We start from the raw sequence: 18,879 nt of genomic DNA on the forward strand, positions 1-18,879 counted from the left end.
GGATAGATAAGATACCAAAATGACAGCGACAGGTCTAGTTTCTCCTCCAACGCCGCGCAACTTGCGCAGCTTATCGAGGAGAACGACAATGCCCCTGATCACCGTATCTTACACCACGTCCCGCCAGTCCCCCTCGCTGAAGGCCGATATCGCGAGCGCGGTATCCGAGCTCACCGCAAATATCCTGCACAAGGATCCCAAGGTCACCGCCATCATCGTGAAGTCCGTGGATGCCGGCGACTGGTTCGCTGGCGGCAAGTCGCTCGCCGAGCAGAAGCTCGCGAGCTACTGGATCGACATCCACGTCACCGAGGGCACCAACACCAAGGACGAGAAGGCAACCTATCTCGCCGCCATGTTCAAGCGCATGGCCGAGATCCTGGGCCCGCTGCATCCCGAGACCTACCTGCATGTCGACGAGGTCAAGGGCGACGCCTACGGCTTCGGCGGCCTGACCCAGGAGCGACGCTACATCGCAGGCAAGCTCGAGGTTTCGCTGCAGGCGGCGTGATGCGAGAGGCCGCGGGTGAGCCATCTCACCCGCGGCCTGCAGCCATCAGCTCGCCGCGCGGAATTGCACTTCGGCTTTGTTGATGAAGCATGTTTTGTCGAACAGCGTCAGGTCCAGCGGGTTGGGCAGGCGGACATCGCTGAGATCGGGGCAGGGCTTCGCTGCGGGATCATAGGATCGATCGATCTGCGAGATGAAGACGACGATCAGCCCCGTGTCGCGCGCGAACGACCTCAGCGCCCGCACCTGCACCGTCAGGTCGGGGTTTTCCCGCCTCTGATCGAGCAGTTGCAGATAGTCGATCACGACGAAGGTGCCGCGCGGCGCCGCTTCCATCTGCTTGACGATGTAATCGGCGCTGATTGCGTCCGAGCAATCCACCTCGAACAGCTTGTCGAACTGTGTGGGCTCCACGCCGATCGCACGGAGGCGGTCCAACACATCTCGCTCGGTGTACTCCAGTGAGAAGAATGCGGCGCGATGGCCGGACTTCACGGCTTCGACGGCAAGTTCGAGGCTCATCAACGTCTTGCCCTGGCCGGGACGGGCCCCGACCAGCACCAAATCGCCCGGCCGGAACTGCGCGAACAGTTTGCTCGCCGGCGTCAGTGCGGCTGCTTTCGCCGCGAGCATGCTCCAGGCGGAAAAGCCCTCCGTCGCAGCGATGCGGTCAAGCGCGTCGTGGAGCGGAATGCCGGCCTCGCGGGACAGGCGCCTGGCCTTGCGCTTCAGATGGTAGATGGGCGCAGACAGTTTCATCGTCAAAACCTCCCATTGCGAGCATGGATCGCAACCCCTCCTTATGCCTGGCGCTCGAACAGTCGGCCGATGATCAACTCGCCCGGCATGAGGTCTGCTTTCCCGGCGGAGGGAGGAGGCGTGGGCGGCACCGAAATGAAGCGTAGCTGATTCCGCGACGGTCGGAGAGCGGCGCGGTCGGCTCAACAAAAAAAGTATTAGACTGCCGCTTCCGGCAGCAGCGCGCGGGTCGGTCCGAACAGCTCTTCGAACGCCTGCCTGAGCGCGATGTCGACGTCGGCCATGGTCACGAGCTGGCCGAGATCGACCAGCGAGGTGACGCCGTAACGGGGGTCGACGACGCCGCAGGGCACGATGCCGGCGAAATGCGACAGCTCCGGCTCGACATTAATGGCGATGCCGTGAAACGAGACCCAGCGCTTCAGGCGGACGCCGATCGCCGCGATCTTGTCTTCGTGTCCAGGTCCCTTGTCGGGCCGCCTGACCCAGACGCCGACCCGGTCCTCGCGCCGCTCGCCGCGGACGTTGAAGGCGGCGAGCGTCTTCAGGATCAGCTCTTCCAGGCTCGCGACATAGGCCCGCACGTCCGGCCGGCGGCGCTTGAGGTCGAGCATGACGTAGGCCACGCGCTGGCCGGGTCCGTGATAGGTGAGCTGCCCGCCGCGCCCTGTCGCGAAGGTCGGGAATCGGGAATCGAGCAGGTCGCTTTCCTTGCCCGAGGTGCCGGAGGTGTAGAGCGGGGGATGTTCCAACAGCCAGACCAGTTCAGGGGCCTCGCCCGCGGCGATCGCCGCGACACGCGCCTCCATGGCGGCCACGGCCTCCGGATAGGGCACCGGGGCATCCGAAATCCGCCATTCGACGACTTCGCCGCCTGCGGCGGAAAACGACGTCAAATCGAGGTCTTGGCGGTGGCTTTCAGGGGAATTAACCATTGGCTAACCATAACGTGGTGATCATCTCTGGAGCAAATGAAGAGTCCCAAGTCCCAAGTCTCAAGTTGCGGCGGTCCTGACAGTGCCCACTCTCGACAAAGTCACCGTGGATCTCATGGTCGTCCTCGGGACGACCACGATGCCGATCCATCAAGTATTACGTCTTTCCCGCGGCGCCATCATCGAGCTGGACGCAACTGAGGCCGACGAAGTCAAGGTGCTCGCCAATAATCTGCCGGTCGCCTCCGGCGTTGTGCTGGTCGACCGCAACAGAATCGCGGTCGAGGTCAAGCAGATGCTGCCGCGCTCGCCGGGGACGCGGTAGGCCCCCGGTCACACGGGACCGGGCAAGCGGTAGCGGCCTGGGTATCCTATAAGGCCGATCTCCTGGGGAAGGGCGGCGTTTTTCCTGCCAAGCTTGTGGAATTCAGGGCTTTTGCAGGCTTGTATCCCCCTGATGGATTTGTTAGATCGGCGCCGCTGATCCGGCCGCCCGAACGACCTCAGGCCGGCATCTCCTAGCGCTCGTGGCGGAACTGGTAGACGCGCTGCCTTGAGGTGGCAGTGGGTAACACCGTGGGGGTTCGAGTCCCTCCGAGCGCACCACAATTTGCAAATCGCTGGCGGGTTGCCCACCGTGGCGGTGAATACGAGTGTGCAAGAGCCGTCGAAAGTGAACGCAAGCTCACTGTGTGGCTTGCTCGTTGCCCTCAAGATTTCACCCCCCATCCTAAGTAATGATGAGTTTCAGCGGAGAGCTGGCCGCAATGACCTCACGCCCGTCGGGCACGTTGCGGACGATTGGGGGCGGGGTAATCCGGGAAAATGCCTGGCATGCTCAGTTGCCGACGCTGCTGTTGAGCTCGCCAAACAAGCGGCGGATCGCGTCCACGTTCTTCGTCATCGAGTAGAGGTTGCACACGTTCAGGTCTCGGGAGGTGTCTGGCGAGGACGGTTGTCAGTTGCGGGTTTGGCATGCGCCAGCTCGCGGGTCGGTCAGACATACCCAGCTAGAACATAATGGGAACGAAAGAGGCGATACGGTCGCTCGTTATCGTTCTCCTCGCCCGTTGGGCATCGATGAAGCGGTCCTACACTAACGGGGATACAGAAGAGCGTTTGCAATTCCATGCTGGCCTTCAACTCCAGGGAGCATAGTCGTCACAATTGCCCCTGAACTGCGGATGCCTTGCGTGCGATGTCTCATGCTCGGCGGCCTCGGGCGCGCGATGCCGACGATGATCGTCGTCTTTGTCCCGAGCGCCGTGCTTCCGCCCTTCTTACTCTCTCGCGGAGCCGCCTCAATTGGGCCAGCAGGCTGACGAGCTCGATTCTTGTGTCACGCAGAACAGCCAGGCTGGAAATCCCACTACTCACTACAACACCCCCAAACAGGCCTTTGCCGAATTCGTGACGGAAGCTCGGATTTGTGGCGACGTGCCAACAACGTCTAAGCGATGGCCACCGGGGGCGTCGGTTCGTTTTACGACAATGCGCGAAAATATTCTAAATGGTTGCAATGCATTGCAACAGCAACGCGCTATCGGAAGGGGAATATCAACACACTCTCCGAAGCGCGCGCGTCATTTGCATCAGCACGTTGGCGCTGTACGAGCTACCTCTACTGTTCTGACGATCGGCTCCTCGACCCAGGCCTCGCGGGCAAACCAGTTGTGATTGGCCCGACAGTCCGGACAAAGAGTATTGCCGAAAAACACGATGCTTCGCAGGAAAGTCTCACGATCGGATTTGATGCCGGTCGGAATCGCGCGGCCGGATTGCGGACACTTGACCATGATCATGCCCATACGAGCCTCCCTGAAACACGTATTTGTCGAGAAAAAGGGCCGGCCGGCTGGAGTGCGCTCTCGTCGGTGCGGGTGACTTGGGGGGCATCGCACCTGGGGTCGTTGTTCGAGCAAAAGGGCAGCTTGCTCGTGACGACGCTTCTCCAACCGACCGGATTCCTGCTTGGCGAATTCTTGGGATAGCTGCGGGCTTTCGCCGCAACTCTGAATAATGTCCGACCTCAACCGAACGCTTCTGGGAGGCGCCTAATAACCGTCATGTCGAAATACCCGCGACTTCGTGTCGAACGTTCCCCCTGCGACAAAACCATCAATTTCCTCTCGACGGACAGATCAGCCAACCGCATCACTGGTGTCACTCCCCTCGGTGCAGTCCATTAACTATTCTCTTTTTTATTATTTGTGCAAATTAAAACTCGCCTTGTCGGTCTGATTTACGACTCTCGGCTGATTTATTTTTTTGCGCGGCGCGATGCATTACCGAAAAACGTCAGTCCCTTTTCTCGTAGGCTTCTGCAGGCCACCATTCTCAAGTCGGTTCGGCACGTGGTTGCGCTTTGTCACGGTATTGAATGCTCGCCCGAGGTTCAAATATGAAACAAATTTTGATTATAAGCAAAATCTGCAAATCTCGTTGGTTAATTGCTGCCGATCACGTAAGGTACACTCGTCTAGGTTTCTTCGGCTGGAGGAGACAATGTGGGAATTAATTCTTAACGAGTACAACCTCACCTCGGAGACGCTGCAGCTGGCTCAGATGCGCGCAGAATTGGTCAGCATTGGCGAGAAGGAACGCATTCTAAGAGAACGGAGTGCCGATCGCGAAGCTTATCGGTACCTATTGGATGCTCATCGGTCGATCGCCAGGCCGAGCCTCATGGGAGAGCAGGGGTTGAACATTTCTCCTCAAGACGGGGGCAAGGACGGTCAGCTCGCGGCATGACCAGCCGGATTGACATGTCCAAACGAGCCGGACCGGTGGCGTGTGTTCGGGTGAACGAAATCGCAGGCGCCGCAGACCGGGTTAGATTGAGTCTCGCAGGTGGCGGCGGGTCCGCTTGTCCGGTGCCGCGACAACATCGCATCCCGGAGGCTGTCGCCGCCTCGCCGGTACAGGCGAGGCAGAATGGTTCACATTGGTGGAAGCCGTGCTGGAAAGATCGTCGGCAGAGATAGTATTGAGACCGGCTCCGGATGCAGTATTCGCGCTGTTGGATGGTCGACCAATGATCTTCAGCGAAGCGGGGCAGAAGATTTTTGAACTCGACCGAGTAGGGGCATTCATCTGGTGCAAGTTAGGGGAAGGCTCCTCGCTTGGAGACATTTATCGGGGGCTTGCGGCGCAAGGCATTGACGAGCACACGGCACGCCAGTTCACGCGACAGGTCGTAGAGATCTGGGTCGATCGAGCGTTGCTCGAAGGCGATTGGCGAATGCCGACCGATTGCGCCTTCTCAGCTCATCTGGGTCGCCACAGAATAGACATCCGGGCTGCAAATCCGGACCTCTTGAGGCGGCTGCTGTCGCCATTCAGTGTGTCGGACCAGAGTGCCGGCGGCGACGGCGACATCGCGATCGAGGCAATGATGCTGGATGAACAAGTGTTCTTGCGCGCAGAAGATTCCAGCATTTCCAGATGCGAAGTCGATGCACTAGCCCCTACGATCAAAGCTCACGTCACCGAGCGGCTTATTCGAAACATTCGCTGGGTGTTCTCCCTTCATGCCGCTTCTCTCGTGAACGACGGCATGGGCCTGTTGTTATGCGGCCATCCGGGAGCAGGAAAGTCTACCCTCACATTGCAGCTGGTGGACGCCGGATTTCGGTACGCTGGCGATGACGTCGCGCTGGTTGGCGGTGACGGAACGATCTGCGGAGTACCGTTTGCGCTCACCCTCAAGGAAGGATCGTGGGACTTGCTCTCGCGACTACATGGCGACCGCTACGATGCGACGCATTGCCGCTCCGACGGCGTTCGGGTGCGGTACGTACCCATTCCTGATGCGCAGAACGAAAGCTTCTCCGCAGGCTGGATCATCTTCTTGAACCGGGTCGCGAGCGGTCCGACCGAACTAACCGAAATAGATCGTTTGGATTCGATGAGGCGGCTCATCGAGCACGCATTCGCCAGCGATGGTAGACTGTCGCAGACTGGCTTTCTTGCTTTAAGGCGGATTGTCGCGGGTGCGCAATCGCTTCAACTCACCTACTGCGAGGCCGGAGAGGCTCGGCGCCTGCTTGTGGATCTGTGCAATGGCAAGGCATAGCAGCGCGGTCAGGAGCCTCTGCAATTGCTTGCGAGGCATGCCGCCTGTCGACATAGAGTGGACCTCAGTCATCGGGCTCGCAAATCAGACCCTGACGACGCCGGCGCTCATCGACTTTGTCGACAAATTCGCGTCGGTGCTGCCGGAGGACGTCTGCGCCTATATTCGCCATATCCACCGCCGAAACGGGCTGCGCAATAACCGCCTCGTCGCTCAACTCGAAGAGGCCGTCGTTGCGCTGAACGGTCATGGCATTACGCCGGTCCTACTCAAGGGGGCTTCGACACTGGCGACCGCGCCCGAGGCGCGAAGAGGTGTTCGGATAATGTCCGATCTGGATATCATGGTCATGCCGGACGAGGCCAGAACGGCAGTCGCCGCGCTATCTGGAATTGGTTACGATATCCATAACCAGACCCCTCCCGAAAGCCATAGATGGTATGCCGATCTGAATCGCCCCCAGGATGTCGGGTCGATCGACCTGCAGCAGGCAGCTCCAGGTCCTGCGTACCTCTACCAGAACTTCGGGCATGCGCTGAACCATTGTATTCCTGCGCCGCTCGGACGGGCGCGCGTATATATCCCCACGCCAACCTTCCAAGCGCTGATGTTGATCATCCATGATCAGTTTCAAGACTATGGTTATTGGCTCGGCGACCTCGACCTGCGGCACCTTGTTGAATTGCGCGACCTAAGCCATTCAGCCGAGCCTGTCGATTGGGAGAAGCTTACCTCTCGTGTCTCGGGCGACTTGATGAAGAACGCGGTTGAAACCCAGCTGATCGCCGTTGCCGAGCTGCTTGGCGTCGATATTCCACACGCGTTGCGCTCCCGACTGATTCCTCGCCTGCAGTTCATGCGTCAGTTGATGCAAGCACGCTTTCCGGCTACGCGCGTGCCTCTCCTGGCGATGAGCCTTCTGGACTTCAGAAACTACCGCAGAGAGGCAACTATCGTCTCGACAAAAACAGGGGCGAACCGACGGGGATTGTGGACTGTGCCAAGAGCTAGCACCTTACGACTTCTTTTGAACGCGACGACCGCAGCTCGTGCGGGCAAGGTCTAAGGCCAGCGAACGTCATCGCTTTCGCGATTGAGGCGTCGGTTGGCCAAGCGGGTTTTCGATCCGCCGCCTGTTCGAGGTGGAATTCGCCGCTCGGGACGCACGGTGGAAATTCCCAGCTCAATGCGGTGTGTCCGACTTTCGCGCATCTAGGAATGCTCTCGACCACCAGCATTCCGTTCGGACGATTTACCGTTCTCGGGGATCTTGAACTCCTCGAGCGTGTGGCCCGATTGCAGGGCGGCAACGAGCCAGCGGGGCTGCTTACCACGTCCGGACCAAGTCTCTGTTGGCTGAAGCGGATTGAAGTATTTCGGCACGACCTTCGGGTATTTGCGACGAGGCGGCTGGCCTGTTCCCGCCTCAGTCGCCCCGCTTTCAGCTCCGCCGAGTTGATCCGGCTGGTTGAGCTGCGCAAGACGCTTTTCTAGCTCTCGCTTTTCGGCGGTGATCTTTTCGGCGAGAATCTTTGTCAGCTCCTCGTGAAGGAGCCAAAGTTCCTCAAAATCCATGGCTTCGAGATCTTGCCTTCGCATTAGCATTTCTCGACACCGTTCGACTGACCCGTCGTCATCCAGCCATTCTTCGTCCGAGTGACAAATGAATGTTTGACCAAATCAGTGCTCAAATTGACCATGCAATAAATCTATTATATATTATTTAATAATTAATGCGACGATTATTTTATTAATTGATCTTGGTGGCAAAGAATCTTGCGAAGATGCGTAGAGGAGGCATGGTTTGATCGAGTATCCTCTTGAACGTCTTCAGGATTCAGTCGGCCGGTTTGCGGCTCCGTCGACCGTGTTGTCCGATATCCGGGCCCTGAGCTTCCAAATCGAGCTCAGACGGCGCGCGCTGAAGGATATTGGGATTATTAGCTGCCGTTTGCGTCGCTGGGGAGGCCGCAAGGCGGTAGGCCAACCGAGGCTTAACAAAAGCAGTCCGGCGCGTCAGCATCTAATGCTGCGGCGTGGCAGCGGTCCCTGACGGGATCGGCTCATATGCCATCTCTGATGGGGCTTGAGCAGTTCCCGCGCGGTGATTAAGCAAATAGATGTGCGCATCTCCTGTACGCGGTTAAACTGTGCGGATCGCTCATTTTCCCGGCTTGATTATTAACGTGGACCCAGTTATCTGGAGCGCCAGTTCCAGTTCGGTTCCAAACATTCTTCTGGGATAATCGGGCTCTCTGTCTTGATTAATATATCGACAGAGGCAATATTGGGTTGGGCGCAACTACACGGTGAGATCATGGCGGCTAAGAAACTTGAGTTAGAAGCGATGTCCCTTGACGATCTCTGGTCGCTTCATGAGGAAATCAGCGGGATCCTGTCTGACCGGATCAAGGCGGAAAAGAACGAGCTGGAAAAGCGCTTAGCGGCACTTGGGGGCGGGATGGCTGTTTTGGCGGATTCGAGCCCGGCAGGCGCGTCTTCGACCGGCAAGCCGAGACGCAAATATCCTCGGGTGCTGCCGAAATATCGGAATCCGCAGACGGCCGAGACCTGGTCGGGACGTGGTAAGCGGCCGCGCTGGTTGGTTGCCGCAATGAAGTCTGGCCGGAGAATTGAAGAGTTTCGCATTGGCGAAGCAAGTCCGAAGCTTCGCCAGCGCGCGTGACTAATCGGTAATTGGCAGGAGTGTAAGGGCCAATAAGAGGCGCTACTCGCATGATCTGTGCTCTAGTAGGCATTGCGCCCTCGCAAGACCTCTACCGGAGTTCGCAGGAGGATTGCGAGATCCAACCCAAGACTCCAGTTGTCGATGTACCAGAGATCATATTGGACACGTGTTTCGACCATGACTGCTGTGGGAGTGGCGCCCCGGCAGCCATGGACTTGAGCCCAGCCAGTCAATCCCGGCCTGACCCGGTGCCGAAGCGCGTAGTTTCGCACAAGCTTGTCAAATTCACTGTCGTGAGCCACGGCGTGAGGACGCGGGCCCACGAGCGACATGCTGCCATCGAGAACGTTTAGCAGTTGCGGCAATTCATCGAAGCTCATTCGGCGCAGCCATTTGCCGACGCGGGTAACGCGTCGATCGGCGCGGTTGGCCTGAAGGATTACGGGCCCGTCCTCGAGCACACGCATGGTCCGGAATTTACGGATCAAGAAGATTCGGCCGTTAAAGCCACAGCGTTGCTGCCGAAAGAATACAGGACCCGGGGAATCTAACTTGATCGCCGCCGCGGTGAGCGCAAGCAGCGGGGCGAGCATCACCAATGCGAGGCCCGCACCGATAACGTCAATCGTCCGCTTGATCGCGCACTCCAGCGGTGTGAGGGGGCCACGCTGGAGCTCTACACAAACGGCGCTTCCAAGACTCCGCTTGGGGTGTCGAAGCAATTCGGATGTCGTGCCAACGGGCACGAATATAATCGGGAAGGGCAAAACGCGCAGATCGGCAACAAAGGCTCGCAGTTCGGGCCATCGCTCCGGTTCAGCTTCCACCACCACCTGATCAAGATGGCAAGTGCGGATGTAGTCGATGACGCGCGTCGTGAGCCGCCTTCGGCAGGCAGGACCGAAGCCTAACGGAGGCAAGCTGAACCGTTTCTTCACGAGATACCCGTGCATCGACAAGGTCTCGGACAATCCCACGTTCTTCGCCAATGGTTGATCGCTGATCAGAACAATGTTTGTAGTGGCGAACCTCCTGCCGCTCAGGGCCCTTCCGAGAAGCACCTTGACTCCCCACCGTTCGCCCAAAAGTAAGCTCAGGCTCAAGACCGCGAAGAGCAGGCCTGGGTGCTGAGATGTCTCCGGGCGAATTGCGAAGCCGTACACCGCCAAGATGAAAAGTACTGAAGACATCCAAGCTAAACAGACCGCGCGCATCTGGTTTCGGAGGACGAGGAGCTCAACCGGCTGATAAAGGCCGTAGGTCTTCAGCAGGCAAACGAGACAAGCTGCGCTAACCAGCGCCAAGCCAAGGGCGTTGGCCAAGTTGGCCGCGGCTTGCCCATACTGAGCTTGGTAAAGCAATGTAGAGACGAGACTGGCGAACAGAATAGTCGCAACATCAGCACCGAGCACCACGTGCTCGATCGCGTCATAACGGAGGGGCCATTTGGGCTCGCGGAATACCGTCGGTTCGGGACTGAGGCGATCCGTAACCTCCCGATCGGGGAAATGTCGGTTCACGAAATTCATGTGCCGGGGGCTCTGCGATTTAATATTTAATTATTTATTAATTAATCGCGCTTATCAAGCAAAAACCCGGGTTCCGCAAATTTAATGGCGTGCGCCCCTTTGTCGCCGATCTGCGATCGTGGCGTGGGCTGAGGCGCGGCTCTTGAGGTTATCGAGAACCCCTTTGCGAACTCTGCGCGTGCACCTGGTCGAGGAACGTCGGATCGAGTTCCGAAATCAGGCCTTCGAAATAGATCTTACCATCAGCCGAGGCTGACCGGTACGCGGTCACAAGGGCTGGCTTGAGGGCAGGGCGATGCCTAACGACGAGGCTGACGTCCCGTTTGATCAATTCCCGCAGGTCGGGCTCCCGCACCATGACATCTGCGGCGAGTGCGACCGATACGCGCAACGGAAGCAGGTCCAAATCATTCGGCGCAGTATAGTATGACATTCTGAGCATCGCCGCCGTGTTGGGCTGGGGCGAACTGTGCTTCGACGTCGCCGCGAGCAAGAGCCAAATGTCGCCGCGGAGTGGCGAAGAGCGCAATGCACGGGCAAACTCGTCCGAAGTCATGGGAGGAGCTGTCCTTTGTTCGTCGGCAGCCAGAGCTGAATCCCGGTTGAATGTTGATTCCCCTCGGATCAACAAATCTTTGCGCGCTGCCGCAAGGGAAATCGTCTTCGACATCGCGCTCGGCCCTGCTGCTGCAGTCGACAGAACTGCCGGCAAAGACGATCTTGCACCGAGATACCGCTCAGGAAGGGCCATCCACGCTGCCTCCACGATCAGCACAATACCAAGTACCATCAGGCTAACGCGGGGCCAAATGGCGACTACCGTTGGGGTCGACGTTCGGCGAGGCGCAGGTGCTTGAACTGCAATTTGGTCAGACGTCGCTTTCGGCTCAGGAGATATGGCGTCACGTCCTGCGTCGGAGAGGCTTTGACCGAACGCCAGCCCAAAAAGCGCAGCGACCAGAAGCGATGCTCCTAAACCCAGAATACCATGATCGGAAAACGCGAGTATCGTCACTGCAATCAATGCACCGGCGCCCAGCGCTGGGAAGACGTAATCGTAAGCACGCGACAGAGCACGTCTGATCAGCACAGAAGCGCAGAGCAAGGCAGCAACCACGACCGCGCAGAGAAAAGCCCACCCCATGTCTATAACGATCGTGGCGGCGGCGGTTGGTCTTTCCAGCGAGTCGCCAACTCCGGCGTCCTGATAAATCGGCAAAAGTACCGTCGAAGCACCCGCACCGGATCCTGCCGGCGCGACGTCCTGCAGCATCCGTTCTGTCGCGGCCTGACTGCTCATTGACAAGACGATCGTCAGATCGGTGTTCGTTCTGAAGGGAATGACCGTAGCCGTGGCAATGAAGACAATCGTGGCAGTCGCAAGGACGCCAGCGGTACCCCACAATCCCGGGAACCACCTGCGAACCGCGAACACCGAGAGCAAGATTTCTGAGCCGAGGAGGGCCGAGACGAGTGCAGTTGAGTTGCCCCGAATGAGCAGCGCCGCCATACAGACAATCAATGCGATGGTCGCGACGGACAACGCAGGGAGAGGGCCTAGCGCAATTGTTCCTGGCCGACTGCGTCGGAGTATTTGATCGACCGCACGAATTGCCGTTGCGCAGGAGAGCAACACACCGAGCACCGCGACGGTTGAGCCATCGGGCCCAGCCACACCGGTTATTTCCCTGCCGAACCACAAGGCGGTAACGATTGTGGCTATCGACAGCAGAATATGTAGCAGTCGCGCTGCGCGATGTCGGTCAAGCGCGATGACTGCTGCAGTGAGACCTGCAGCAAGCACGGCGCAATACTGCACGAGCGAGAACATGGTCGCCGTGGTGTCGACTGTGATTTTTTCGGCGAGGGGCTCATTTAAGGTCGCCGATGCAGTAGCCCAAATGGGATTGCCGAGTTTGCCAATCGGCATCGGCACCGCCTGCAAAGCCATCCAGAGCGCCGGAGCCGCGAGTACAACGACGAGACTAGGACGGAGCAGTTTAGCAAGCCCGAGGGAGGAGGGAGGTAGAAAGATCGCGACCGTTAGCGCCGCTGTTGCGAGTACGACCGATATCAATACCCAGGCCTGCAGGCTTTCTGGCATTGCAAACGCCGCGGCAATCGCCACCAACTCGGCCAATATGACAAGCCGGACCATCATGTGAACACCCGTGGTATTGTGCGGTCACTCCGCTGGTCCCTCAGGCCAGCTAAAGGGGCAGGCCGCTATGAGCGAGCCTCAAGAGCCAGAAAGACCATAACGGATGTAATGGCTATCATGGTAATAGTAGCTCCGATGACCGTCATATCGAGCCATCGCCTTGGTATCGGTCTTGCTGAGAACTGCCCCAATCAGAGATTCGTGAACGTTTGGTGCCGTGTGCAGTGCGTGTTGCACGACATCAATCTTGGTCCGGCCCCATTCAACAACGAGAATGTAGCAGTCAATCAGGGATGAAGTGGCTCGAACATCCACCAACGGCGTCAAGGGCGGAAGGTCGACGATGATGTAGTCATACTCCGCTCGTAAACGGTCGAAGAGTTTGCTTATCGAGTCCGCGCAAAGAATTTCGCTGGTGTGGAGCAAAGGTCCGCGACGCACGGCGGGCAGAAATGCAAGATTGGTCGTCGGGTCCCTCCAGACAGCTTCGGCGAGCGACCGGCTACCGTTTGCTACTTCGATGATCCCGCAGGCCGCCTTGGGCGCGAAGATGCCGGTTAGTGACGGATTCCTGAGGTCGCAATCGACGATGATAGCTCTTTTGCCGGTGTGCCCGATCAACTGTGCGAGCGAGGCTGCAATCGTGGTCTTCCCCTCATTCGGTAACGCAGAGGTAATGCCGACGACCTGGGAAGAGATTTTCGCCGGGTTGTGGTCGATCGCTAGCTTGATGGAACGAATGGCCTCCGTATATCGAGATAGTGGCATCCCGACCACGGTCTGATGAATTGCGGTTGGAGACGAGGCTATCCGTCGCTGAACATCATCATCGGTCTTCTGAAGGCGGATTGGTGGTTTGGGAGATTTGCGGGCCGGCAACAACGGGACCAAAGATAGACAAGGCAACTCCAGTACGGTTTCCACCTGTGAAGAGGTCCGAAAGACGCGGTCCATGAGGTCTCTGAGGAGCGCCAAGCCGATGCCCAGCGCGAGACCGCCGAGAATGGCAAACGCCAGGATCAACCTTGCTTTCGGCTTGCTCTTGCTCGCCGGCGGCGAAGCCGGAAAAAGTACCCGCGTATCCGAGGTGGGAAACGTCTCCTGCTGTGTAGAGCCCATGTAGCGCTGAAGGAAGGTCTCGTACAAGCTATGCAGGCCCTTTGCCTTGCTTTCCAAGTCCTTGATGGTCAGCTCAGCAGAATTGACCGAACGGGATTGCGAAACGGCTTTGGATAATTGCTTTTCGATCTCTTCCTGGCGCTGTTTGGCCAGTTCGAATTCGCTTCGGCTGACCTCGGCAAGTCTCTTGACCTCGTCAAAAATGGAGACGCGGAACTCTCGCGCGCGGTTCCGGATATTGACGACTGCCAAGTGGTCACGACCGACCCTCGCGGCCAACTCGGCCTCCCGTCTGGTGAGCTCCAGATATTGCTGGCGTAGCCCGGTAATAATCTGGCTGTTAAGCGCATCCGTTCCAATAGCATCCAGATTGTCTATCGAGGACGGCTTTTTCGGGTCGACGGCAAGGAGAGTTTCATAACGAGCCAACTTGGCGGTGGCTTCAGATGTCTGAGCACGTGCGGCGGCCAATCGATTGTTGATCTCCGTGATCTGCTGCTCGTCGATGGGCTTTCCACCCAGAGAAACAATGTTGTTCTGAGCCTTGTAGACGTCGACGGCACGTTGCGCGGCGAGGGCTTGGTCCCCCAGATCACGTAGCCTCTCCTGCAGCCAACTGGTTGCCTTGCGATTGGCGTCGAATTTTGCATTGAGCTGGTCTGCAACATAAGTGTCGGCTATCGCATTCACGATCTCCGCGGCCCGAGCTGCGTTGCTCGAGCTGTAGCTGATCTCAATGACCCGGCTGTACCCGACACGTCCAGCGGAAAGCCGACTGAGAAATGCGTCTACGAGAGTGTCCGATGGTTCGCCATTCGTCTCGGGTGGCGCATCCTTCTTCGATCTAGTCGAGGGCCATGGCCAAATTCGTTGCCAGAGCGCCTGCAAAGAGAGGCCGGATGCACTAAAGTCCGGATCCTCGGCCAGTTTCAACTTGTCAATTACTGCAACCGCATTGGCCTTTGATCTCAGGAGCTGAAGCTGTGTCTCGATTTGACTGAGATCGAAGGCCGGCTCGGCGAGGAGTGATTGCTGCTGGACAAATTGAGGCCTGGGATTGGCCAAAAGGATCTGAACCTGCGCCGTATAGGTTGGGGAAGCCACACGGAGATAGAGCAAGCTGGCCGCAGTGGCGAGTACGGCGGTAACAAGGATTACGAGATACTGACGCCGTAGAAGCCCGATGCCGAAATTGATGACGTCGGTGATCCCTCCACCGTCCGCCTGGGCGGGTTGAGCCGGTCCGTTCACCGGCAGCCGCATTCTATCCGCATGTTGAAGATTGTTCTGAAGCATCACGTACCTGTCCGACGATTGGTCACATTGCGCCCGCCCGCCCGCAGGCGGCATTTAAAGCGATCTGCGAGATGGTATGAAATTATATACCTTATAAAAACCTGCTTGCCAAATTAAATAGACAATATATTAATCGAAGCGGAGATGAAAAATGCAGGTGTGGCGGCTTTGCTCAAAGGGGCGTTTGCTAATGCCCTGAGATTTCCGTGACTTGCAGGCTGATCTAACGGCTTTCGCCGAAATCGTGCGACGGTTTCGTGGTTGATTGTGAGCGTGAAGATTAATCTCGACGGGGATTATGGTCCGCCTCAACGAATTGAGAGCGGACAGAAGGGTACCCAATGTTGGAGCTGCGATCCTTGGCGATCCCTGATGTCAAAGTCATTCGCACAGATCGGTTTTCCGACGCCCGCGGTTACTTCTCTGAGACCTTCCAGCGATCAGCGTTTGCAGAGAAGGGAATTCTCCATGACTTTGTTCAAGACAATCAGTCCAGCTCGGATCAGATCGGCACGGTGCGCGGCCTGCACTTCCAGCGGCCGCCGTTCGCCCAGGCGAAGTTGATACGGGTGTTGAGCGGGGCGATTCTCGATATTGCAGTTGACCTCCGGCGTTCATCGCCCAGCTTCGGCAAGCACATCGCGATACAGCTGGACAGTGAAACCGGCGAGCAGGTGTTCATCCCGAAGGGGTTTGCGCACGGCTTCTGTACGCTGCAGCCCAAGACCGTCGTCTTATACAAAGTCGACCAGGTCTATGCCCCAAGTCATGACGGTGGCGTTTATTGGGCTGATCCAAGGTTAGCGATCGAGTGGCCCGTGACGTCCTCAGAAGCCCACGTGTCGCCAAAGGATCAGACTCTTCCTACGCTCAGCCAGCTCGGTTGCGTTTTCGACTAGTGGAGACGAGTAGAATGCGTATCTTGGTGACCGGCGGAGCGGGCTTTATCGGTTCTGCGGTCTGTCGCCGTTTGGTGCTACAGACCGGTGCCGCAGTGATCAACATAGACAAGTTGACGTATGCAGCCAATCTGGCTTCGCTCGCGAGCATCGAGAAGCTGGAGACTTATGCGTTCCTGCAATCCGACATCTGCCATCGCGCGGCCATGGATCTTGCGTTCGCTGACTATGAGCCTGACGCGATCATACATCTGGCCGCCGAAAGCCACGTCGACCGCTCCATCAACGGACCCGACGCCTTCGTCAATACCAATGTGGTTGGCACCTACACGCTCTTGGAGACGGCCAGAGCCTACTACGAACGTCTACCGGCTTCGAGGCGGAGGCACTTCCGATTCATCCATGTGTCGACAGACGAAGTCTACGGCTCGTTGGGACCAGATGATCTATTTCGCGAGGATACGCCCTACAGGCCGAGCTCGCCCTATTCGGCGAGCAAGGCCGCCGCGGACCACCTCGCACTCGCGTGGTTTCGGACCTACGGCCTGCCGGTGATGGTGTCGAACTGCTCGAACAATTACGGGCCGTATCAGTTTCCGGAAAAGCTCATCCCGCTGACGATTCTCAATGCGATCGACCGGAAGCCTCTGCCGGTCTATGGCGACGGAAGGAATATCCGCGACTGGCTTCACGTCGATGATCATGCCGCGGGCTTGATACGACTTTTGCACGAAGGAAGGCCCGGCGAGAAGTACAACTTCGGCGGAGATGCCCAGCGATCCAACCTGGAGGTCGTCACCCGGATCTGTGACGTTGTGGATCGCTTATCTCCGGGCGCGGGGTGCAGACGTTCTCTCATTACGTTCGTGCCGGATCGTCCCGGGCATGATGCCCGCTATGCAATAGACGCATCGAAAGCACATCGCGAGCTCGGCTGGAAACCGATCAGAACCTTCGAACACGGCCTGTTCGAAACCGTCGGATGGTATCTCAAGAACCGCCCCTGGTGGGAGCGTGCTCGTAGTGGGGTCTATGACGGCTCGCGTCTGGGTCTCCTGGCCGCCCAAAACTGAGGTGGAGATGACAGATCGACCAATCCTCTTTGCCGGACGGAATGGTCAGCTGGCAATGTGCCTTCGTGATCTTGCCACAACGCGCGGTTTGCCTGCGGTGGCTCTCGGGCGCCCAGAACTCGATCTGGAGAATCGGGAAGGTATCGACAAGCTCATTGCGTCGATCGGGCCGTCTGCGATCATCAACACGGCCGCCTATACGGCGGTAGATCAGGCCGAATCTGAAGCGGCGAGGGCCTTCAGCATCAATCGCGATGGCGCGGCCACGCTGGCGGATGTCGCGTGGCAAATGAACATTCCGCTCATCCATCTCTCGACCGACTATGTATTCGACGGTGCGAAACCCGAGGCGTACGACGAAAGCGACATTCCGGCGCCGTTGAACGTCTACGGCGCATCCAAGCTTGCCGGGGAGGCTGCTGTATTGGCAGCGCACCCGCTCGCGACCGTGATCAGATGCTCCTGGCTTTACAGTCCCTATGGCAGCAACTTCGTCCGAACGATGCTGCGGCTATGCGAGACGCAGCAGGTCGTAAGGGTTGTCAGCGACCAACATGGTAACCCGACTTACGCGTTCGACCTCGCAGAAGCCGTCCTTCGGATCGCTCAGCAATCACTAACCGACGATCGCAGGGCCACGGCCGGCATCTTTCATCTCGGTGGCCAAGGTGAGGCAAGCTGGTACGATTTTGCGCAGGCAATCTTTCACGAGTGTTCCCGTCGTGGAGCGCGGATTCGGGCGCTCGAGGCGATCACGACTGAGGAGTTTCCGACCGCTGCGCGCCGGCCTCTGAACTCGCGTCTGGACTCATCCAAGGCCGAACGCGTGTTCGGGATCCGCTTGGCGCCTTGGCGCCATTCACTCCAAGCTTGTCTGGACCAGCTGGTCGGAGAAGGAGAAGCCGATGCTGAAGGGAATCGTGCTGGCTGGCGGCAGCGGAACGCGCCTCTATCCGATCACACGAGTGGTCAGCAAGCAGTTGCTTCCGATCTATGACAAGCCCATGATCTACTATCCCCTGTCGACGCTGATGCTGGCAGGGATCCGCGAAATTCTGATCATCACCACGCCGTCGGATCGGTGTCAGTTCGAGGGATTGCTAGGCGACGGCAGCCAATGGGGGATCAAGCTTAGCTATGCCGAACAAACCCGCCCCGCTGGTCTGGCAGACGCGTTCATTGTCGGGGCCGATTTCATCGGAAGCGATCGCGTGGCGATGGTGCTTGGGGATAATATTTTCTTCGGCGATGGCCTGAGCGAGTTGCTTGCCAGGGCGGCAGGTCGCGCGGAAGGCGCAACCGTCTTTGCCTATCACGTGCGAGACCCAGAACGGTACGGCGTGGTCGCGTTTGATGAAGCGGACCGCCCCGTGTCGATCGAAGAGAAACCCAAACGGCCGGCTTCGAACTGGGCAATCACGGGGCTGTATTTTTTCGACAACCGCGTCGTCCGCTACGCTCGCCGTGTCGAGCCATCGGCGCGCGGCGAGCTCGAGATTACCGATCTTCAGATGCGTTACCTTTCGGCCAATGCGCTCCACGTTGAACGCATGGGGCGGGGATTTGCGTGGTTGGATACCGGCACGGTCGAATCTCTCATCGACGCAGGAACGTTCGTCCAGACCCTGGAGAAGCGGCAGGGAATGAAGATTGCGTGCCTCGAGGAGGTCGCGTTCAGACTTGGCTTCATTGATCGCGATCAACTTCTAGCGTTGGCTCAACCATTGGAGAAGAGCGGCTACGGCAAATATCTGAGCGAAATCACGCGACTGCCGCAGTTTGCCTCGCGTTAGCACCACTCGGCCGATATCGAAGCCGGCTTAAATTATATGT

General features: G+C 58.2%; 17 protein-coding genes and 1 tRNA gene. 11 read left to right on the top strand and 7 right to left on the bottom strand.

The annotated features are described in order from the left end of the window. Window positions 1-88 precede the first annotated feature (88 nt). On the top strand, window positions 89-511 hold the full coding sequence (locus XF30_RS17585; protein WP_109143408.1) for a tautomerase family protein: 423 nt from the start codon (window positions 89-91) through the stop codon (window positions 509-511). A 45-nt stretch (window positions 512-556) separates the two neighbouring features. On the opposite strand, the gene XF30_RS17590 is transcribed toward XF30_RS17585, so the two are convergent. Together XF30_RS17590 and lipB are read right to left on the bottom strand one after the other, a co-directional pair. After that, the gene (locus XF30_RS17590) at window positions 557-1,270 is read right to left on the bottom strand and encodes a DNA helicase (RefSeq protein ID WP_109143409.1); all 714 of its coding nucleotides are present in this window, start codon (window positions 1,268-1,270) and stop codon (window positions 557-559) included. A 197-nt stretch (window positions 1,271-1,467) separates the two neighbouring features. After that, on the bottom strand, window positions 1,468-2,205 hold the full coding sequence (gene lipB / locus XF30_RS17595; protein WP_036013562.1) for a lipoyl(octanoyl) transferase LipB: 738 nt from the start codon (window positions 2,203-2,205) through the stop codon (window positions 1,468-1,470). An 82-nt stretch (window positions 2,206-2,287) separates the two neighbouring features. Here lipB and XF30_RS17600 point away from each other — a divergent pair, with 82 nt between their 5' ends. Both XF30_RS17600 and XF30_RS17605 read left to right on the top strand, forming a co-directional pair. Continuing rightward, window positions 2,288-2,530, top strand: coding sequence for a FliM/FliN family flagellar motor switch protein (locus tag XF30_RS17600; protein ID WP_018647371.1), 243 nt, complete (start codon window positions 2,288-2,290; stop codon window positions 2,528-2,530). A gap of 196 nt (window positions 2,531-2,726) precedes the next feature. After that, window positions 2,727-2,811 (top strand) — tRNA-Leu (locus XF30_RS17605). A 986-nt stretch (window positions 2,812-3,797) separates the two neighbouring features. Here the strand turns inward: XF30_RS17605 and XF30_RS17615 are convergent. After that, window positions 3,798-4,013: a hypothetical protein gene (locus XF30_RS17615; protein ID WP_074448160.1), complete on the bottom strand. Its 216-nt coding sequence runs from the start codon at window positions 4,011-4,013 to the stop codon at window positions 3,798-3,800. A gap of 697 nt (window positions 4,014-4,710) precedes the next feature. On the opposite strand from XF30_RS17615, the gene XF30_RS17620 reads away from it, so the two are divergent. The 3 genes from XF30_RS17620 (at window position 4,711) to XF30_RS17630 (ending at window position 7,346) form a co-directional block, all read left to right on the top strand. Next, a complete protein-coding gene (locus XF30_RS17620; RefSeq protein WP_036013565.1) occupies window positions 4,711-4,956 on the top strand; it encodes a hypothetical protein in 246 nt (81 codons plus the stop codon). Window positions 4,957-5,239: 283 nt separating this feature from the next. Continuing rightward, entirely contained in the window at window positions 5,240-6,280 is a 1,041-nt protein-coding gene (locus tag XF30_RS17625) for a serine/threonine protein kinase (RefSeq protein WP_244608966.1), read from the top strand. Between the two features lie 37 nt (window positions 6,281-6,317). Further along, window positions 6,318-7,346, top strand: coding sequence for a nucleotidyltransferase family protein (locus XF30_RS17630; protein WP_057027322.1), 1,029 nt, complete (start codon window positions 6,318-6,320; stop codon window positions 7,344-7,346). 146 nt (window positions 7,347-7,492) lie between these two features. Here the strand turns inward: XF30_RS17630 and XF30_RS17635 are convergent, their stop codons facing one another. Then, window positions 7,493-7,879, bottom strand: a complete 387-nt coding sequence (locus tag XF30_RS17635; protein WP_109145753.1) for an H-NS histone family protein — start codon at window positions 7,877-7,879, stop codon at window positions 7,493-7,495. Between the two features lie 718 nt (window positions 7,880-8,597). Between XF30_RS17635 and XF30_RS17640 the strand changes: the two genes are divergently transcribed. Beyond that, entirely contained in the window at window positions 8,598-8,966 is a 369-nt protein-coding gene (locus tag XF30_RS17640; RefSeq protein ID WP_036013596.1) for an H-NS histone family protein, read from the top strand. Between the two features lie 62 nt (window positions 8,967-9,028). Here the strand turns inward: XF30_RS17640 and XF30_RS17645 are convergent, their stop codons facing one another. From XF30_RS17645 to XF30_RS17655, 3 genes are all read right to left on the bottom strand, one after another. After that, entirely contained in the window at window positions 9,029-10,498 is a 1,470-nt protein-coding gene (locus XF30_RS17645; protein ID WP_109143411.1) for an exopolysaccharide biosynthesis polyprenyl glycosylphosphotransferase, read from the bottom strand. A gap of 148 nt (window positions 10,499-10,646) precedes the next feature. Beyond that, window positions 10,647-12,659, bottom strand: a complete 2,013-nt coding sequence (locus tag XF30_RS17650) for a hypothetical protein (protein ID WP_109143412.1) — start codon at window positions 12,657-12,659, stop codon at window positions 10,647-10,649. Window positions 12,660-12,737: 78 nt separating this feature from the next. Next, entirely contained in the window at window positions 12,738-15,074 is a 2,337-nt protein-coding gene (locus tag XF30_RS17655; RefSeq protein WP_109145754.1) for an AAA family ATPase, read from the bottom strand. A gap of 341 nt (window positions 15,075-15,415) precedes the next feature. On the opposite strand from XF30_RS17655, the gene rfbC reads away from it, so the two are divergent. Genes rfbC through rfbA form a run of 4 tightly spaced genes read left to right on the top strand, consistent with a single transcriptional unit; the run spans window position 15,416 to window position 18,839 of the window. Continuing rightward, window positions 15,416-15,973 carry a dTDP-4-dehydrorhamnose 3,5-epimerase gene (rfbC, locus tag XF30_RS17660; RefSeq protein WP_036029165.1) on the top strand — a complete coding sequence of 186 codons (558 nt, stop codon included), beginning with the start codon at window positions 15,416-15,418 and terminating at the stop codon, window positions 15,971-15,973. 14 nt (window positions 15,974-15,987) lie between these two features. Then, window positions 15,988-17,046 (top strand): dTDP-glucose 4,6-dehydratase, encoded by a 1,059-nt coding sequence (rfbB, locus tag XF30_RS17665; protein ID WP_109143413.1) that lies wholly within the window; start codon window positions 15,988-15,990, stop codon window positions 17,044-17,046. Window positions 17,047-17,053: 7 nt separating this feature from the next. Beyond that, window positions 17,054-18,043 carry a dTDP-4-dehydrorhamnose reductase gene (gene rfbD / locus XF30_RS17670; RefSeq protein WP_109145755.1) on the top strand — a complete coding sequence of 330 codons (990 nt, stop codon included), beginning with the start codon at window positions 17,054-17,056 and terminating at the stop codon, window positions 18,041-18,043. Further along, entirely contained in the window at window positions 17,952-18,839 is an 888-nt protein-coding gene (gene rfbA / locus XF30_RS17675) for a glucose-1-phosphate thymidylyltransferase RfbA (RefSeq protein WP_109143414.1), read from the top strand. The genes rfbD and rfbA overlap by 92 nt, the downstream gene beginning before the upstream one ends. Window positions 18,840-18,879: the final 40 nt, after the last annotated feature.

Origin of the sequence: Bradyrhizobium sp. SUTN9-2, from assembly GCF_003122645.1 — a bacterium.
Taxonomy (GTDB): Bacteria; Pseudomonadota; Alphaproteobacteria; order Rhizobiales; family Xanthobacteraceae; genus Bradyrhizobium; species Bradyrhizobium yuanmingense.

Excerpts from the sequence above, each read along its gene's own strand:
- rfbD (WP_109145755.1), top strand. The coding sequence starts at position 17,054 with ATGACAGATCGACCAATCCTCTTTGCCGGACGGAATGGTCAGCTGGCA.
- rfbB (WP_109143413.1), top strand. The coding sequence starts at position 15,988 with ATGCGTATCTTGGTGACCGGCGGAGCGGGCTTTATCGGTTCTGCGGTC.
- rfbA (WP_109143414.1), top strand. The coding sequence starts at position 17,952 with ATGCTGAAGGGAATCGTGCTGGCTGGCGGCAGCGGAACGCGCCTCTAT.
- XF30_RS17645 (WP_109143411.1), bottom strand. The coding sequence starts at position 10,498 with ATGAATTTCGTGAACCGACATTTCCCCGATCGGGAGGTTACGGATCGC.
- XF30_RS17635 (WP_109145753.1), bottom strand. The coding sequence starts at position 7,879 with ATGCGAAGGCAAGATCTCGAAGCCATGGATTTTGAGGAACTTTGGCTC.
- XF30_RS17650 (WP_109143412.1), bottom strand. The coding sequence starts at position 12,659 with ATGATGGTCCGGCTTGTCATATTGGCCGAGTTGGTGGCGATTGCCGCG.
- rfbC (WP_036029165.1), top strand. The coding sequence starts at position 15,416 with ATGTTGGAGCTGCGATCCTTGGCGATCCCTGATGTCAAAGTCATTCGC.
- XF30_RS17625 (WP_244608966.1), top strand. The coding sequence starts at position 5,240 with ATGATCTTCAGCGAAGCGGGGCAGAAGATTTTTGAACTCGACCGAGTA.
- XF30_RS17640 (WP_036013596.1), top strand. The coding sequence starts at position 8,598 with ATGGCGGCTAAGAAACTTGAGTTAGAAGCGATGTCCCTTGACGATCTC.
- lipB (WP_036013562.1), bottom strand. The coding sequence starts at position 2,205 with ATGGTTAATTCCCCTGAAAGCCACCGCCAAGACCTCGATTTGACGTCG.
- XF30_RS17620 (WP_036013565.1), top strand. The coding sequence starts at position 4,711 with ATGTGGGAATTAATTCTTAACGAGTACAACCTCACCTCGGAGACGCTG.
- XF30_RS17615 (WP_074448160.1), bottom strand. The coding sequence starts at position 4,013 with ATGGGCATGATCATGGTCAAGTGTCCGCAATCCGGCCGCGCGATTCCG.
- XF30_RS17655 (WP_109145754.1), bottom strand. The coding sequence starts at position 15,074 with ATGCTTCAGAACAATCTTCAACATGCGGATAGAATGCGGCTGCCGGTG.
- XF30_RS17585 (WP_109143408.1), top strand. The coding sequence starts at position 89 with ATGCCCCTGATCACCGTATCTTACACCACGTCCCGCCAGTCCCCCTCG.
- XF30_RS17590 (WP_109143409.1), bottom strand. The coding sequence starts at position 1,270 with ATGAAACTGTCTGCGCCCATCTACCATCTGAAGCGCAAGGCCAGGCGC.
- XF30_RS17630 (WP_057027322.1), top strand. The coding sequence starts at position 6,318 with ATGCCGCCTGTCGACATAGAGTGGACCTCAGTCATCGGGCTCGCAAAT.